We start from the raw sequence: 15,423 nt of genomic DNA, 5'->3' as shown, positions 1-15,423 counted from the left end.
GTGGCGAACTTCACCACTTTGTACAGTTTGTTGTTGGCATCGAGCACCGGGTTGTAGGACGCCTCCAGCCACACCGTACGACCATGGCTGTCGACCCGCTTGAAGCGCTCAGCCACAAACTCACCGTTGTTCAGACGACGCCAGAAGTTCTGGTACTCGGCGCTGTTGTACTCCTCAGGCAGACAGAACATCCGGTGATGCTTGCCCTTGATCTGCGCCAGGCTGTAACCCATGCCGCTGAGGAAGCGTTCGTTGGCGTTGAGCACGTTGCCGTTGAGGTCGAACTCGATCACCGCCGTGGAGCGCACCAGCGCACCGATCAGGTTTTCGTGCTCGCGGGAGGCTTCGATGGTGCGGGTCAGGTCGCTGGAGAAGATCGAGAAATGCCTGATCCGCCCGTCCGAGGAACGCACGGGCTGCACAATCGAACGCAGCCACGCCTCCTCGCCATTACCGCGCATCAGGCGCACGGCCCCGGCGAAATGTTCGCCACGGGTCAGCGCAGCCTTGAAACGATGATGGAACTCATCGGCCTTCACATGTGCCGGCACAATGTCCTCAATCGCACGGCCAATCAGGTCGTGGCTTTTGTAGAGCATCTCGTTGAGGAAGTTCTGGTTGACCGACTGCACGCGTCCGTCGGGCTCCAGAGTCAGCACCAGCATCTCGCTTTCCAGGCTGTCCTTGACTTGAAGGAGGCTGGACAGTTCTTCACGAAGAGCGGCCAGCTCTTGCTTCAGGCGTTTGTTGAACATGGAAAAGTACCGATGGCTGGGTAGAAAGCGGGATGCACCTAACCATCGGCCTTGGAAAAGTTTTCTGAAGAGCGATTGCGACCCGTCAGTCGAAAAAAGTCATGGCGTTTGCAGTCAGGCAGTTCCCGCCACCTGACACGGGCCCGTGCGCGGCATTCGCGAACCGAAATAAGCCGCGCTGACAACGCCAACCACGCCCATCACCGCACAGAACATCACACAGATCCACGGACTCCACGGCATCAGCCCGATCAGCAATAGCGGGGTGATGCTCGCCCATGCGGCGTAGGCAATGTTGTAGGTGAAGGAAATGCCCGACACGCGAATACGCGCCGGGAACAGCCCCACCATCACCGAAGGCACCGCACCGACTACGCCGCAGGCAAGACCGGCCACGGCGTAGGCCAGACCCACCCAATTGCCGCCCATGATCAGGCAGCCGTAGAGCACGCCAATGCCCAGCGGCAGCAGCAGGCTATAGAGCATCACCGTGCGCCAGGCGCCCAGACGGTCGACCAGCAGCCCGGCGATTACACAGCCGATATTGAGGAACACGATGCCCAACGCGCTGAGGGCAAACGTATGGCTGGCGGTCATGCCGAAGGTTTTCTGCATCATGGTCGGCGTAATGACCACGAACACCACCACTGCCGAGGTCAACACGCAGGTCAGCAACATGGCCGGCAACATCGCCAGACGATGCTCGCGCAGCACGGTGCGCAACGGCAGTTCGACCCGCGCTTCGCGCTGCGCTTCCATGGCCATGAACACCGGGGTTTCGCTCAACCAGCGGCGCAGGTACACGCCAATCACGCCGAACACGCCACCGAGCAGGAACGGATAACGCCAGGCGTAATCGAGGATTTCCGCCGGGGTGAACACTTGGGCAAGGAAGGTCGCGGTCAACGCGCCAATCAAGTAACCGAACGTCAGCCCGGCCTGCAAAAAGCCCAAGGCATAACCGCGATGGCCGGCCGGCGCGTGTTCGGCGACGAACACCCAGGCACTCGGCACCTCTCCGCCCACCGCCGCGCCTTGCAGAATGCGCAGCGCCAGCAACAGCAACGGCGCGAAATAACCGATCTGCGCATAGGTCGGCATGATGCCGATCAGCAGACACGGCAGCGCCATCATCAGGATGCTCAGGCTGAAGACTTTCTTGCGCCCGAGTTTGTCGGCGAAATGCGCCATCAGAATCCCGCCCAGCGGCCGCGCCAGATAACCGGTGACGAAAATCCCGAAGCTTTGCAGCAACCGCAGCCACTCGGGCATTTCGGGCGGGAAGAACAACTGGCTGAGGGTCAGGGCGAAGAACACGAAAATGATGAAATCGTAGATCTCCAGCGCCCCGCCAAGGGCCGCAAGGCCGAGGGTCTTGTAGTCGGAACGGCTGAACGGTGCCGGTCGGGCTGTGGATTGGACAGTCATGGCAAAGCACTCTGGCAGGCAAAAAACCAAGGCGCTCATGGTCTACGCAAAAGCACGGATGGACAACCCGTTAGACCATAGTCCCGGTTTTGCAAAACCTGCTCACAAAGCCTTGGCAGTTGAATTACTGTTATCGCCTGTCCTGCCAGGTGAACCACCATCGGCAAGTCATGCCGAGATCCTTGCAGGCTCACGCCTACAGGGGATATGTGTTTCGTCCGCAAGACCACAATAACCATAAAAATCCGAGGTACTTCCTGTGGCCGTTGATATCGAAGATAGCCGCTCTGCGCGCTTTGCCTTGCGCTGTTCAAACTTTGCCGAACGCTGGTTTCCCGACTCCTGGGTATTCGCCGCACTGGCGGTGATCATCGTTGCGCTCGCCACCCTGGCCATGGGCGCCAAACCCACCGATGCCGCGATGGCGTTCGGTGACGGGTTCTGGAGCCTGATTCCGTTCACCATGCAAATGGCCTTCGTGGTGATCGGCGGCTATGTGGTCGCCAGTTCCCCGCCCGCGGTGAAACTGATTGATCGTCTGGCGCGGATCCCGAAAAACGGGCGCTCCGCGGTGGCCTGGGTCGCGTTGATCTCGATGGTCGCGTCCCTGCTCAACTGGGGTCTGTCGCTGGTGTTCGGCGGCTTGCTGGTACGCGCCCTCGCCCGCCGTACCGATCTGAACATGGATTACCGTGCCGCTGGCGCCGCTGCCTATCTGGGCCTTGGCGCAGTGTGGGCCTTGGGTCTGTCATCGTCGGCCGCACAGTTACAGGCCAACCCGGCCAGCCTGCCGCCGTCGATCCTGTCGATCACCGGGGTGATCCCGTTCACCGAAACCATTTTCCTCTGGCAGTCCGGCGTGATGCTGCTGGCCCTGATCGTGGTCTCGATCATCATCGCCTACGCCACCGCACCCGGCCCCCATTCGGCACGAGACGCCAAGGCCTGCGGCATCGACCCGGCCTTCAACCTGCCACCGCTGCAACCGCGCACGCGCCCTGGCGAATGGCTGGAGCACAGTCCCCTGCTGATCATCGTGCTGGTGCTGCTGGCGGCGGGGTGGCTGTTCCACGAATTCTCGACCAAACCGGCGATTACCGCGATTTCCGGCCTCAACACCTACAACTTCCTGTTCATCATGCTCGGTGCGTTGCTGCACTGGCGTCCGCGCAGTTTCCTCGACGCCGTGGCCCGCGCCGTGCCGACCACCACCGGCGTGCTGATCCAGTTCCCGCTGTACGGCTCGATTGCCGCATTGATGACCACGGTCAAAGGCACCGACGCGCAAACCCTGGCGCATCACATTTCGACATTCTTCGTCAGCATCGCCTCCCACGACACCTATGCGCTGTTGATGGGGGTGTACTCGGCGATTCTCGGGTTCTTCATCCCGTCCGGCGGTGGCAAATGGATCATCGAAGCGCCGTACGTGATGCAGGTCGCCAATGATCTGCAATACCACCTCGGCTGGGCGGTGCAGATCTACAACGCTGCCGAAGCGCTGCCGAACCTGATCAACCCGTTCTACATGCTGCCGTTACTGGGCGTACTCGGGCTGAAGGCCCGGGATCTGATCGGCTTCTCGTTTGTGCAATTGCTGGTGCACACGCCGCTGGTGTTGCTGTTGCTGTGGGCGCTGGGAACGACATTGGCGTATACGCCGCCGGTGATGCCGTAAGTCAGAAGCAACACATACCCGATGGGAGCCAGCCAGCTGGCTCCCACATTTGTTCCGTGGCGGCATCAAGTCGTCACCCAACCGTCACATTCAATTGTTAGCGTCCGCCCGAAACATACTGAAACAATTAAGTAAAAACGGGCTGACAGATGAAAGACGAAACAGACGCCACTGACGCACCTGAATCCGACCAACCCTCCGACACCAGCCGCCGCCGCTTCCTCGGCGGGGTCGCGGTACTCGGGGTGGGCGCAACGCTCGCCGGATGCGGCAACGCCAGCGATCAGCCCGGCAAACCGGCGGAGCACCCGCTGACCCCGGCCGAGCTGGACAAGGCCCTGCGCGACCAGGTCAAAACCGTGGTGGTGATCTACGCCGAGAACCGTAGCTTCAATAACCTGTTCGGCGACTTCCCCGGTGTTGAAAAGCCGCTGTCGGCGCTCAAACCTGCCGACTATCAACAACGTGATCGCGATGGCTCGCTGCTGCAAACCTTGCCGCCCGTCTGGGGCGGCGTGCTGCAGATCGGCCCGCAAACCCTCGATGGCGTGACCTACCCCAGCGCTACCCAGTTCCAGGAAAACCTGCCCAACGCGCCGTTTGCCCTCAAAGGCCCGAACGGCGAAGACCTGCCATTCGGCCTGGTCACCCGCGACCTGTGGCACGTGTTCTATCAGAACCAGATGCAGATCAACGGTGGCAAGAACGACGGTTTCGTCGCCTGGGCCGATTCCGGTGGCCTGACCATGGGCCACTATGCACAGAGCCGTTACTCGCTGCGTTTGTGGGATGTCGCGCAGGAGTTCGTGCTGTGCGACAACTTCTTCCAGGGTGCCTTCGGTGGCTCGTTCCTCAATCACCAGTACCTGATCAGCGCCACCGCGCCGTTCTATCCGGACGCGGCCAATTCGGTGGCCAAGTCGCAGATTGCCACGCTGCAAAGCGCCGATCCCGCCGACCCGCGCCTCAAGCCGCTGGAGCAATCGCCGGCGAGCGCCATGAGCGGGCCGCCACAATTCGGCCCGAGCGCGCTGACCCCGGATGGCTTCGGCGTCAACACCCTTGCTCCGCCCTACTGGCCGACGTGGATTCGCGACCCGGAGCGCCCGGCGTATTCCAAACCGGATCTGCCCAACGTGCTGGTGCCACAGACCCACGAGCACATCGGCGACAAGCTGTCGAAGAAAAACGTTGACTGGGCGTGGTATGCCGGGGCCTGGCAAGCGACGCTGGAGCAGTACAAGGATTCCGGCGGCATTCCGAAAATCCCGAACTTCCAGTATCACCACCAGCCGTTCAACTATTTCAAGCAACAAGGTCCGGAAAACCCGCAGGAGCGCAACAAGCGCCTGCGCGATGCCGGTCTGGGGGAGGAGTCGAGTACCAACAAGTTCTTCGCCGATGCCGAGGCCGGCAAGCTGCCGGCGGTCACGTTCTATAAGCCTCAAGGCAACCTGAACATGCACGCCGGTTACGCCGACGTGGCGTCCGGGGATCGGCACATCGTTCGCGCCCTGAAGGTGCTGCGCGAAAGCCCGCAGTGGAAAAACATGGTGGTGATCGTCACCGTCGATGAAAACGGCGGCTGGTGGGATCACGTCGCGCCGCCCAAGGGCGATCGTTGGGGGCCGGGGTCACGGGTGCCGGCGCTGGTGGTGTCGCCGTTCGCCCGCAAGGGCACGGTGGATCATACGGTCTACGACACGGCGTCGATCCTGCGCCTGATTACCCGGGTGTTCCAGCTCGAAACCCTCGACGGTCTCAAGCAGCGTGACGAGGCAATGATCGCCCGTGGCCAGCAACCCATGGGCGACTTGACCAACGCCCTGCACTTTCCGGCCTGAAACCCGGTCCTGCGGGCTGACGCAAAAATCCGTGAATGACGGCTTCTCTGTGCAACACGGCTGATCCAATATGAAGCGCCCCCGACTCGCGGGGGAACCCACGCTGAAAAGGATCTGAGCATGTTCAAACTCGCAGGACTTACCCCCGCCGCACTGGCTCTGGCTGCGCTCACACTGAGCGCGGCCGCCCACGCCGATGTCGATCTGAAGCTGGGCAGCACCGAACGCGTCACCCGCCTCTTTGCCTTTCCCAACAACTGCAACGTGATCTGCTTCCGCAACTGGACGCTGGAACAGACCGTCGCGCATTACCTGAGCCAAAGCGTGCAACGCGATGGCTACACCAATGCCAAGGTACTGGTGAAGAACGATAACGGGCAGATTTACGCCGAGATCAGTGGCGTGCCCAAAGGCTACGACAAGCCGCTGTCAGCGCTGCTCGATGCCGGCGACCTGGCGTATACCGGCGCCAGCAAGCTCAATGCCGATGGCAAATGGGCGTATAGCTGGTATCTGTTCCTGCCACTGGGCATGGCCCTGGAAAACCGCAAGAGCGTCGAACTGCTGCACTTCCCGCCAGATTACTCGCTGACCCAGGCCCAGGATTATCTGCGCTCGAACACCACCGATCGCTGGGCCACGCTGCTGACCGTCAACGGCATCCCGGCTGAGCAGACGCCGGCCTATCAGACCATCATCGACATCGCCCCGATCGCCGCGCCATCGAACGCGGGCAGTGATCTGGAAGGTGTGTACGACTACTTCAAGGATTACCAGACCACCCTGGTCAAGCAGTTCAGCCAGACCGGCAACGGCACGACGCTGCCGATGGTCGCGTTCGGCGCGCCGGTGCGTAACTGGATCAAGCAGCAGTATGGGCCGACGGTGAATGTGCTGGGCCTGGCGACCATCAGCCCGAGCGCTGGCGTGAAAGTCCCGGTGCTGGGGTCGAACCACCCGAGTTACATCTGGTACGCCGCCGACCCGAAAAGCTACACCGGCGACGATGCACAAGCCAAGGCTGACGCCGCAGGCCTGAAAGTCATGGGCCAGGATTTGAGCGCGGCCTGCTGGCAGGCTGGCATGGGCAGCAAACCGGGCACGGATCCTTCGACGCTGCTCAACAGCTGCACGCAAACCTGGCAAGTCACGCAGAAAGTCAAAACCTGCGAACTGTTTTACACCTCGATTCGCAACTTGAGTCAGCAAGACGCTGCCGCCAAGTGCGCCTCCACGCCAATCAAAGCGCAATTGCAGCAACTGAAGGCGCCGTTGCCCGACGCCGTGGTACCTGCACCGCACCTGTAATCGGTAGAGGCTTGATTCCCGTGTCAGCCCTGGCTGACGCGGGAAAGCGTCTATATCGCCTGTCAGATCTGACAGTAGACCGGTTATACCTGTTACGCGAAGATTGGATCCAAATTGAAACACCGCAGCACTGACAGGACGTCAACCCAAGGAAGTCGCAAGCACCTTGCGACAAGGATCGTTATGAACACCCGTACCCTGGCGCACATCGCGCCACGCGATACCGAAGGCATTTATCCGTTTGCCGGCCTGCCCGTGCGCCTCGGATTTCCCTCTCGCGCCGACTTCGAAATCATTCACGACGAGTACGGCGCACCCTTGGCGGTGGCGGTGCGCCGCGAATTTCTGCACACCCGGCGGATGTGTCGGGTTTCGGGACAGCTGTTGCCCTATCGCTGCCGACAGACCCGACAGTTGCTGAACGGTATCCACCTCTACGATCCACGCTTCTGCGGATTGCTCGAACACGCCTGCGATCCCAACGTGTTTCTCGACATGAGCGAGTTATGGCTATGGGCGCTGAAAGATATCCACAGCGGCGAGCGGCTGACCATCGACTACGCCGCCACCGAAGACAAACTGCTGCGCCAGTTTGCCTGCGGTTGCGGTTCGCCACGTTGCCGTGGCTGGATCACCGGACACAACGAGCCACCGAGCCTGGAGGGCCAGCACTTTTTGCAGTGCTGGCGGCGCCAGTGCTCGCGCTGACCAGCGCTTACAACGCGCCGACCGGACGCAGGCGATACTGCGGCGGCAACTGCTCGAAACCGCTGATGGTGGTGTTCAGGCTCTTCCAGCGACCGTCCTTGATGCCGTAGATGCAACCGTGGATCGACAGGCTTTGCCCGCGATGCCAGGCGTTCTGGATGATGCTGGTGTGGGCAACGTTGGCGACTTGCTGGATGACGTTAAGCTCGCACAGGCGATCAACCTGCTCTTCTTCGGTCGGCAGTTTGGCCAGCTCTTCGCGTTTTTCGTAGTACAGATCGCGGATCGAACGCAGCCAGCCGTCGATCAGGCCGAACTGGCGGTCCTGCATCGAGGCGCGCACGCCGCCGCAACCGTAGTGGCCGGTGACGAGGATGTGTTTGACTTTAAGTACGTCGACCGCGTACTGGATCACCGACAGGCAGTTGAGGTCGGTGTGCAGCACGACGTTGGCGACGTTACGGTGCACGAACAGATCGCCCGGCAGCATGCCGACGATTTCGTTGGCCGGCACTCGCGCATCGGAACAGCCGATCCACAGGTATTCCGGCGTTTGCTGGCGCGCCAGCTTGGCGAAGAAATCCGGGTCTTCCTTGGTGATCGCGTCAGCCCAACGCTCGTTGTTATCAATCAGGTCTTGTAAGTCGTGCATGCTGTAAGGCCTCAAGAAAGATGCGCAGGTATGACAGACGCCCACCCGTCGGGGTCACGAGAAGATCGCAAGTGTTTTCGTTGGAATTCTCGTGGATGCGGTGAGTCCACCTAGTAAGGCCCACAGTATGAGGATTTGCCATGACTGATTCACGACGCCCCTACGATGCGGTGCAACCGGAGCCCATCGATGATAATGAAGACCGCATGGGCTCGGTGCACGAGCTGGATTTCGATGAGGACGAACCCAGTGCGAAGATCGGTGACGAGATTCCTGAGCGTGAACGCGAGCACCTGATGCCCGACGAGCGGGTGCGTGAAGCCGGGCTCACCGGCGCATCGACCGCTGACCATGAACCAACCGACGATGATATGAGCCCGGAAAAGCTGATTCGTGAAGACGGCGCGCGAGATGCCGAAGAGGCTGGCGAAGGCAGCCCGGCGGATTGGGATTTGAGCCTGGTCTATGAAGATGACATCGGCGGTGGTAATGGGCTGGATGAGGCGGAACTGGCGCGGCGCGATCCATTGGATGGCAATCGCTGATTTTGCTTGCCCGTCACACCGCTAAGCCCGCAGGCCGGTTCCCACAGGTTTTTGGGTTGGTCACACTGTGTGTGTGTGCACGAACCCGATCCAGTGTGGGAGCCAGCCTGCTGGCGATGCTTTTAAGCTGAATCAGTCAACCAGGGTGCAGGCCATGACCACCGCGTCTTCACGCCCACCCACCGCCGGATAATAATCGCGCCGCCGGCCAATCTCGTTGAAGCCATACCGCTCATACAGCTTGAAAGCTGCGGTGTTGCTGTCGCGCACTTCCAGGAAGCACTCGCGTGCCTCTGCGGCATATGCCCGCGACATCAGATGTTCGAGCAGCGTCAGCCCCAGCCCGCGCCCCTGATTCTCCGGTTTGACCGTGATGTTAAGCAGATGCGCCTCATCCAGAATGATCTGCACTACACCATGACCGACCTGCTGCTGACCTTCGAACATCAGCCAGATCTGGTACTTGCCCAGCCCGTCGAGAAAAATCCCCCGCGTCCACGGGTGGCTGTAGGCAGCGAACTCAATCTTCAGTACGGCGTCCAGATCCGCTTCGGTCATCGGGCGGAACGTTACAGCGTCACTCATTCGATTCTTTCCAGCGCGCCATCAGCCGACGCATCGCTTGCCACACAGCGGCCTTGCGCTGTGGCTCTTCCATTAACAATTCCAGACCGGGAATCGCCCAGGCCGAGCCCAGGCCTTCGATCTGCAATTCACGATTGAACGCTTCAGCATCCGCTTCACCGGCAAACCTTACCGCCGGCAAGCCGATCAGCCACAGGCAGGCGCACGGCGCCGCTTCCATTTGCACCGACAGAAAGCCCTGAACGAAGTCGCGCGCTGCTTCCGGGCCCTGATCCAGCGTGCCCCGGTTCAACCACGGCCAACGCACCGGCTCGCCAACGATCTGCGGCGCGTCCGGCAGACCGGCGGCGCGCAGCATGTCTTTGAGCAGCAGATAGGCCGGATCGCGGCTCTGGAAGGCTTCGCCTGTGGGTAACTCCACCAGCAGCAGGCAGCGCCCGGCGCGCAGTAATTGCAGGGCGAAGCGCGGTGGGGGCACCGGTGCCGGTTTGGCGACCACCGGCGTGTCGTCGACCTCTTCCACCGGTTTGGCGCCATTGCGCGTACTGGCGAGCGAGGGGCGCGGCACTTCGATTTTCGGCCGTTCGACCGGACGGGCGGCCGGTTGCACCGCTGCTTCGGCCTGCACAACCGGCATCACCACGACCTCCGGCTCAGGCTCGGGCATGTCCAGCAGCTCGGGCCGCGACGGGGCGGCGAAAGGCAATTCGGTGCGCGGCAGCCAGTTGACCACCTGCATGGCGTTCAAATAGGCGCGGCGGCGGGACTCGATAAGCAAAGGTCGGCCACTTGTGGATAACTGAAAGTGCGCTGATTCTACCGCCCTTCGCTCAAGATCGCTTGCTGTTGATCGATAGCCTTGAGCAAAGCTCTCTACCCTGAAAATTCGACAGCCCGTCCCGAGAGTGAATCGCATCGTCGCTGATGCAGTACAATCGCGGCTTTTAATCGCCAACCAGCCGGCCATTCCGATGATCGAACCCAAGCGCGTCTTGCGCGCCCTCGCTGAACACTGGGCACTTCTGGAGCCACTGTGCGAGCACTTCGACCAGGGCACCCTGAGCCTCAACGAACTGCGCACGCAACTGGCCGCCCAACAACTGGACAGCACGCCGCAGGACATCACCAGCCTGCTCGACGTGTGGATTCGCCTCGACATTCTGGTGCCCGTGGCGAAAAGCCCGAACCGTTTCGAGCTCAACGCGCAGATCCACGACTTCCTCGCCTACCTGCGCCGTGAACACCGGCTGGGCCTGTGCCTGGAGATCGAAGCCTACCTGCGTCACCTCGAACGTCTGGCCGGCTACATTCAGGATGCGTTCGACGTCCGCGACGGCAACGACCTCGCCCGCCAGCTGCGCCTGCTCGACATGCGCGTGCGTGACGTGCTGAAAAAGCTCGATAACGACGAGCAGGCGCTGGTGGCCGTGGCCGAACGCGCCAAGACCAGCGACCGGCAGATCCCGCTGCGTCAGCGTTACGCCGAAGTACTGGCGACCTGGGACGAATACGTCGAGCCGATGATTGATCTGGTGAACGCCGACGGCGCTTTCGAGCAAGGTGTGCGCAAAGTCGAAACCGTGCTGCTGAAGATGCTCAGCGAACAGCAGCGCCTTGGCCATCTGGTCGATGACGACATGCTGCTGCGCACCCACGCGCGCATCCTCGAAATGCAGACCAGCGCCCAGCTGACACTGCGCCACGCCCGTGAACTGCTGCTGCCGCTGCGTGAAGAAGCGCGCCGGCACAACGCCGTGACCCGTGGCGCGGCCCTGGCGCTGGCGGCGATCCGCCGTAAAGGCATCGACGCCGTGCCGCAAGCGGCGATGCCGCTGTTCACCCGCCCGCAAAGCACCTTCCTCGGCAGTGCCAGTCAGGTCGAAGCCTACGTCTACGCCCTGGCGCGTTTCGAGCCGAAACCGGCGCGCTTCCCCAAGGCACACAAGACGCAGAAAGCCGGCGATGCCCCACGTGCACCGCGCACCGTGCGCGAGATGGTCGAGCGTTGCGAAGAGTCCCTGCCGATGCCGGATCTGATGACCTGGCTGCTGGAGCAGGAACCGGACGGTGCCACCGACGAATTGCTCTACTGGTTCTCGCGCCTGTCGCGGGAAAAACGCTTCAAGCGCGAGCGTCTGGAACGCCGCGAATATCACACTCACGAGCACCAGGTCAGCCTGCGCTCCTTCGCCCTGCTCTCGGCCAGCGACACCGCCGCCGAGAATTCCGCGAGCACATCCAATGCATCTTGATCTTTCCGAACTGTCGCAACTCGCGCCGATCTTCCGCGAGCTGTTCAAGGGTTACCACGTCAGCCGCCGCGACCCGGAGCTGTACGCGCAACTGTCGAACTTCCAGGACCAGTACCGCACGCTGTTCAAGGCGCTGGGCTTTGAACTGGTCTGCGACACCCGTGGTTTCTACTACTTTGTGCCGGACATGGCGGCAGCGGCGGTGAACAAGACGGCTCAGCGTCTGGCGCTGTTCACCTTCATCCTCGTCGAGCACCTGGCCGATCAGGGCCGCGACCCGATCGCCGTGCTCGACGGCGGCAGCCTCGGGCGTGAAGAACTGCCGTCGCTGCTGGATAAATACCGCGACCTGTTCATTCAGGCCGAAGTGCAGACCGTCGAAGAACTCGAAGAAAAAATCATGCGCCGCATGACCCAGCTCGGTTTCGCCGGCGAAGAAAACGGCGTGTACCGTTTCCTGCCGCCGATGCACCGTTTCCTCGATGTGTGCCTGTCGGTGCAACAAGACCGCGATCTGGCGGCCAGCGTGCACAGCGTTCTGCCGCTGCCGGCACCGGTGCTGATCGACGAAGCCGCCGAAGCTAAATTCCTCGAGACTGACGATCCACTGGATCTGTCCGAATTTGACGAAGAAAGCGAAGAAGACGCACTGGCTAGAGCCATTGCCGAAGAACAGGAGTCCGACGCATGAGCCAGGAACGCTACGGCATCCGCCGCTTTGCCCTTTTGAACACCGCCGGTTACAGCCTCGGCCTGTTCCCGCTGGAAGAGCCGCTGTCGGTCTACGGTGCGAACAACCTCGGTAAATCGGCGTCGATCAACGCCCTGCAATTCCCGATTCTGGCGCGCATGTCGGACATGAGTTTCGGCAAGTACAGCCTGGAACAATCGCGGCGTTTCTACTTCGCCTCCGACACCAGCTACATCCTCGTCGAAGTGAACCTGCCCCACGGCCCACACGTGATCGGCGTGGTCGGTCGCGGCCCGGGCGGTGGCTTCGGTCACCAGTTCTTTGCCTACGCCGGCAAGCTCGACCTGGCGCATTACCAGAAGAACGACACCTGCCTGCGCCAGAAAGAACTGTTCAGCAACCTTGAGAAAGAAGGCCTGAAAGCCTACGAACTCAAGCCTGATGAACTGCGTCGCTTGCTGGTTGGCGGGCATACTTCGATCCCGCTGGACCTGACCCTGATCCCGCTGCGCTCCACCAGCGAGCAGAGCCTGAAGACTTTCCGCGCACTGTTCATCAACCTGCTGCACATGCGCGAAATCACCGCGGCCAAGTTGAAGCAGCTGTTCCTCGATGCCTTCGAGCACAGCCTGCGTTCCGGCAGCGTCGACTACATCGCCGCGTGTGAAGAAGCCTTCCGCGATGTGCGCCGCATGGAGCAGGACTACAACTCGCTGGTCGCCGCCGGCCCGTTGGTCGAAGCCTTGGCCAACGGCGTGAAACAGCGTGACGTGCTGCGCGGCAAACTGCATCGCCTGTCGCCACTGCTCGACTCGTTGCTCGGCACCTGGTCGGACTACGCCAATGCGCGCAAGGAAGAACTGACCATCCAGGCCGAGCACTACCGTCGCGAGCAGGACGATCTGCAAAACGACCAACGTGGCGGCACGCAGGAGCTGATGCGCCTGGAACGGGAAATCTCCGGCATCCAGCGCTGGCTCGGCGAGTTGTCGGTGCTGAAGAACCGCTTCGCGCTGGTCGATGACGTCAAAGTCCTGGAGCAACAATTGCTCGCGGCCAAGGACGCTCACGACGAACTGGCCGGTGCGCTGGCGCAGTCCCGTCAGTTCAGCGCCGAGGATCTGGAAGAGCGTCTGCGCGATCTGGAAAAACGCCTGAAGTCGGTGAAGCAGCAACTCGATCACGCCGACAACAACAGTTACGCCCGCCTGCGCGAAGAGTTCTCGCAGCAGGACGTCGAGCGCTTGATGCGCCTGTTCAACAGCGCGCTGTTCAGCCTGCCGCTGGGCGAACACGGCATCACCCTTGACGAGGATGGCGAGTGGGTGAAATCGGTTGAGCTGATTCTTGATGGTTTCAAGGGCGAGCGTTTCGAAGTACCGGGCCTGTCGATCGACATCTCGCACATCGAGCCGCCGGCCCTGCAAGCACTGGCCGACCGTGCCGCGCTGCGCGACCAGAAAGAGCGTCTGGAAAAAGAGCTCAAGCAACTCAAGACTCAACAAGCTGTAGCCTCCGACCGCGCCGCGAGCAAGACCCAGACCGAAGCGCTGTACCAGCAAGTGCTCGACGCGCAGAAGGCCCTGGAAGACTTCCGTCGCACCCAGACCCTGAGCGCCGAAGAAGGCGACAAGCTCGAGCAACTGGCGCAGATGGAAGCCGCGCAGGACGAACTCAAGCGCTCCAGCGATGCGTTCACCGAGCGCGTCCAGCAACTGTCGGCCAAGCTGCAACTGGTCGGCCGCCAGATCGCCGACATGGAAGCCAAGCAGCGCACCCTCGACGACGCGCTGCGCCGTCGTCAGTTGCTGCCGGCAGATCTGCCGTTCGGCACGCCGTTCATGGACCCGGTCGACGACTCGATGGACAACCTGCTGCCGCTGCTCAACGATTATCAGGACAGTTGGCAGGGCCTGCTGCGCGCCGACGGTCAGATCGAAGCGCTGTACGCGCAGGTACGCCTGAAAGGCGTGGCCAAGTTCGACAGCGAAGACGACATGGAGCGCCGTCTGTCGCTGCTGATCAACGCTTACGCGCACCGTACCGATGAAGCCCTGACGCTGGGCAAGGCCCGTCGCGCGGCGGTCACCGACATCGCCCGGACCCTGCGCAACATCCGCAGCGACTACGACAGCCTCGAGCATCAACTGGCGCTGTTCAACCGCGAGATCAACAAGCGTCAGGTGTCCAACCTGCAGAGCTTCCGCATCGTCCTCGCGCCGAACAAGGAAGCGCTCAAGCACATCGACCAGATCATCCACAGCGCCGGCCAGTACGAAGAAGGCGAAACCCTGTCGGTGTTCGACCTGAGCCAGAGCGCGGAGCAGGACAACAAGAACGAAGAAGCCAAGGAATACCTGGCGCGGCTGGTGGCGGCGAACCACAACCAGCTCGGTCTCAAGGACTTGTTCGAACTGGCGTTCGAGATCACCAAGGTCAACGGTCAGCCGGTGATTCACACCGACATCGACGGCGCGGCGTCCAACGGTACGACCATGACCATCAAGGCGTTGACCAACATGTACTTGTTGCTGCACTTGATGGACCGTGACCTCGCCGGTCGCGTGCGTCTGCCGTACTACCTCGACGAGGCGGCGGACATCGACGAGAAGAACCAGGCTGCCCTGCTGGAAACCAGCCTGCAGCTGGGCTTCGTGCCGATTCTGGCGAGTGTGAAACCACAGGTCTGCGCCAGTGTCGCCATCGACCTGGAAGGCGGCAGCGGCCCGGCGGGCATCTACATCGACGAGGCGGACTGGAAGTACATCCGTCGTCATGATGTGGTGAAGGCGACGCTGAACGTTGAAGCAGACGAACCGGAGCTGGATGCGGTTTGATCGGCGTTAACTGACGGCAATAAAAAGGGCCGCGATCCCATCGGATCGCGGCCCTTTTTTATGGCCTGGGGTTTGTGCTGATTTTCAGGGCCTCATCGCTGGCAAGCCAGCTCCCACGGGTTTTTTGTCATGTACAAATT

General features: G+C 61.5%; 12 protein-coding genes and 1 pseudogene. 8 read left to right on the top strand and 5 right to left on the bottom strand.

The genetic code is table 11. From position 1 onward, the window contains the following. Window positions 1-26 precede the first annotated feature (26 nt). Both K5Y35_RS28165 and K5Y35_RS12240 read right to left on the bottom strand, forming a co-directional pair. Window positions 27-665: pseudogene (locus K5Y35_RS28165) on the bottom strand (PAS domain-containing protein); the annotation flags it as partial. 204 nt (window positions 666-869) lie between these two features. After that, window positions 870-2,183, bottom strand: coding sequence for an MFS transporter (locus K5Y35_RS12240; protein ID WP_123463004.1), 1,314 nt, complete (start codon window positions 2,181-2,183; stop codon window positions 870-872). A 259-nt stretch (window positions 2,184-2,442) separates the two neighbouring features. Here K5Y35_RS12240 and K5Y35_RS12235 point away from each other — a divergent pair, with 259 nt between their 5' ends. From K5Y35_RS12235 to K5Y35_RS12220, 4 genes are all read left to right on the top strand, one after another. Beyond that, complete coding sequence (locus K5Y35_RS12235) at window positions 2,443-3,861, top strand: short-chain fatty acid transporter (RefSeq protein WP_222834298.1); 1,419 nt, start codon at window positions 2,443-2,445, stop codon at window positions 3,859-3,861. Window positions 3,862-4,010: 149 nt separating this feature from the next. Then, window positions 4,011-5,705, top strand: coding sequence for an acid phosphatase (gene acpA, locus K5Y35_RS12230; protein ID WP_186748008.1), 1,695 nt, complete (start codon window positions 4,011-4,013; stop codon window positions 5,703-5,705). Between the two features lie 120 nt (window positions 5,706-5,825). Continuing rightward, complete coding sequence (locus K5Y35_RS12225) at window positions 5,826-7,013, top strand: hypothetical protein (protein WP_123462998.1); 1,188 nt, start codon at window positions 5,826-5,828, stop codon at window positions 7,011-7,013. Between the two features lie 183 nt (window positions 7,014-7,196). Beyond that, window positions 7,197-7,721, top strand: coding sequence for an SET domain-containing protein-lysine N-methyltransferase (locus tag K5Y35_RS12220; protein ID WP_123462996.1), 525 nt, complete (start codon window positions 7,197-7,199; stop codon window positions 7,719-7,721). Between the two features lie 7 nt (window positions 7,722-7,728). Here K5Y35_RS12220 and can read toward each other — a convergent pair whose 3' ends face one another. Beyond that, window positions 7,729-8,373, bottom strand: a complete 645-nt coding sequence (gene can / locus K5Y35_RS12215; protein WP_123376595.1) for a carbonate dehydratase — start codon at window positions 8,371-8,373, stop codon at window positions 7,729-7,731. 140 nt (window positions 8,374-8,513) lie between these two features. On the opposite strand from can, the gene K5Y35_RS12210 reads away from it, so the two are divergent. Continuing rightward, complete coding sequence (locus tag K5Y35_RS12210; RefSeq protein ID WP_222834297.1) at window positions 8,514-8,918, top strand: serine kinase/phosphatase; 405 nt, start codon at window positions 8,514-8,516, stop codon at window positions 8,916-8,918. Window positions 8,919-9,050: 132 nt separating this feature from the next. On the opposite strand, the gene rimI is transcribed toward K5Y35_RS12210, so the two are convergent. Both rimI and K5Y35_RS12200 read right to left on the bottom strand, forming a co-directional pair. Then, complete coding sequence (gene rimI / locus K5Y35_RS12205) at window positions 9,051-9,503, bottom strand: ribosomal protein S18-alanine N-acetyltransferase (protein WP_128614071.1); 453 nt, start codon at window positions 9,501-9,503, stop codon at window positions 9,051-9,053. Then, window positions 9,496-10,242, bottom strand: a complete 747-nt coding sequence (locus K5Y35_RS12200; protein ID WP_222834454.1) for an energy transducer TonB — start codon at window positions 10,240-10,242, stop codon at window positions 9,496-9,498. The genes rimI and K5Y35_RS12200 overlap by 8 nt, the downstream gene beginning before the upstream one ends. Before the next feature lie 232 nt (window positions 10,243-10,474). Between K5Y35_RS12200 and mksB the strand changes: the two genes are divergently transcribed. The 3 genes from mksB to mksF are packed head-to-tail and all read left to right on the top strand — an operon-like array spanning window position 10,475 to window position 15,283. Further along, a complete protein-coding gene (mksB, locus tag K5Y35_RS12195; RefSeq protein WP_185015768.1) occupies window positions 10,475-11,755 on the top strand; it encodes an Mks condensin complex protein MksB in 1,281 nt (426 codons plus the stop codon). Beyond that, a complete protein-coding gene (gene mksE / locus K5Y35_RS12190) occupies window positions 11,745-12,446 on the top strand; it encodes an Mks condensin complex protein MksE (RefSeq protein ID WP_095136783.1) in 702 nt (233 codons plus the stop codon). Before mksB ends, mksE begins: the two co-directional genes overlap by 11 nt. Continuing rightward, a complete protein-coding gene (mksF, locus tag K5Y35_RS12185) occupies window positions 12,443-15,283 on the top strand; it encodes an Mks condensin complex protein MksF (protein WP_222834296.1) in 2,841 nt (946 codons plus the stop codon). The genes mksE and mksF overlap by 4 nt, the downstream gene beginning before the upstream one ends. Window positions 15,284-15,423 lie beyond the last annotated feature (140 nt).

The organism is Pseudomonas sp. SC3(2021), from assembly GCF_019856535.1.
Classification (GTDB): domain Bacteria; phylum Pseudomonadota; class Gammaproteobacteria; order Pseudomonadales; family Pseudomonadaceae; genus Aquipseudomonas; species Aquipseudomonas monsensis.
The sequence above is the reverse complement of the archived record's forward strand: the minus strand, read 5'-3'. Positions and strand labels throughout refer to the sequence as shown.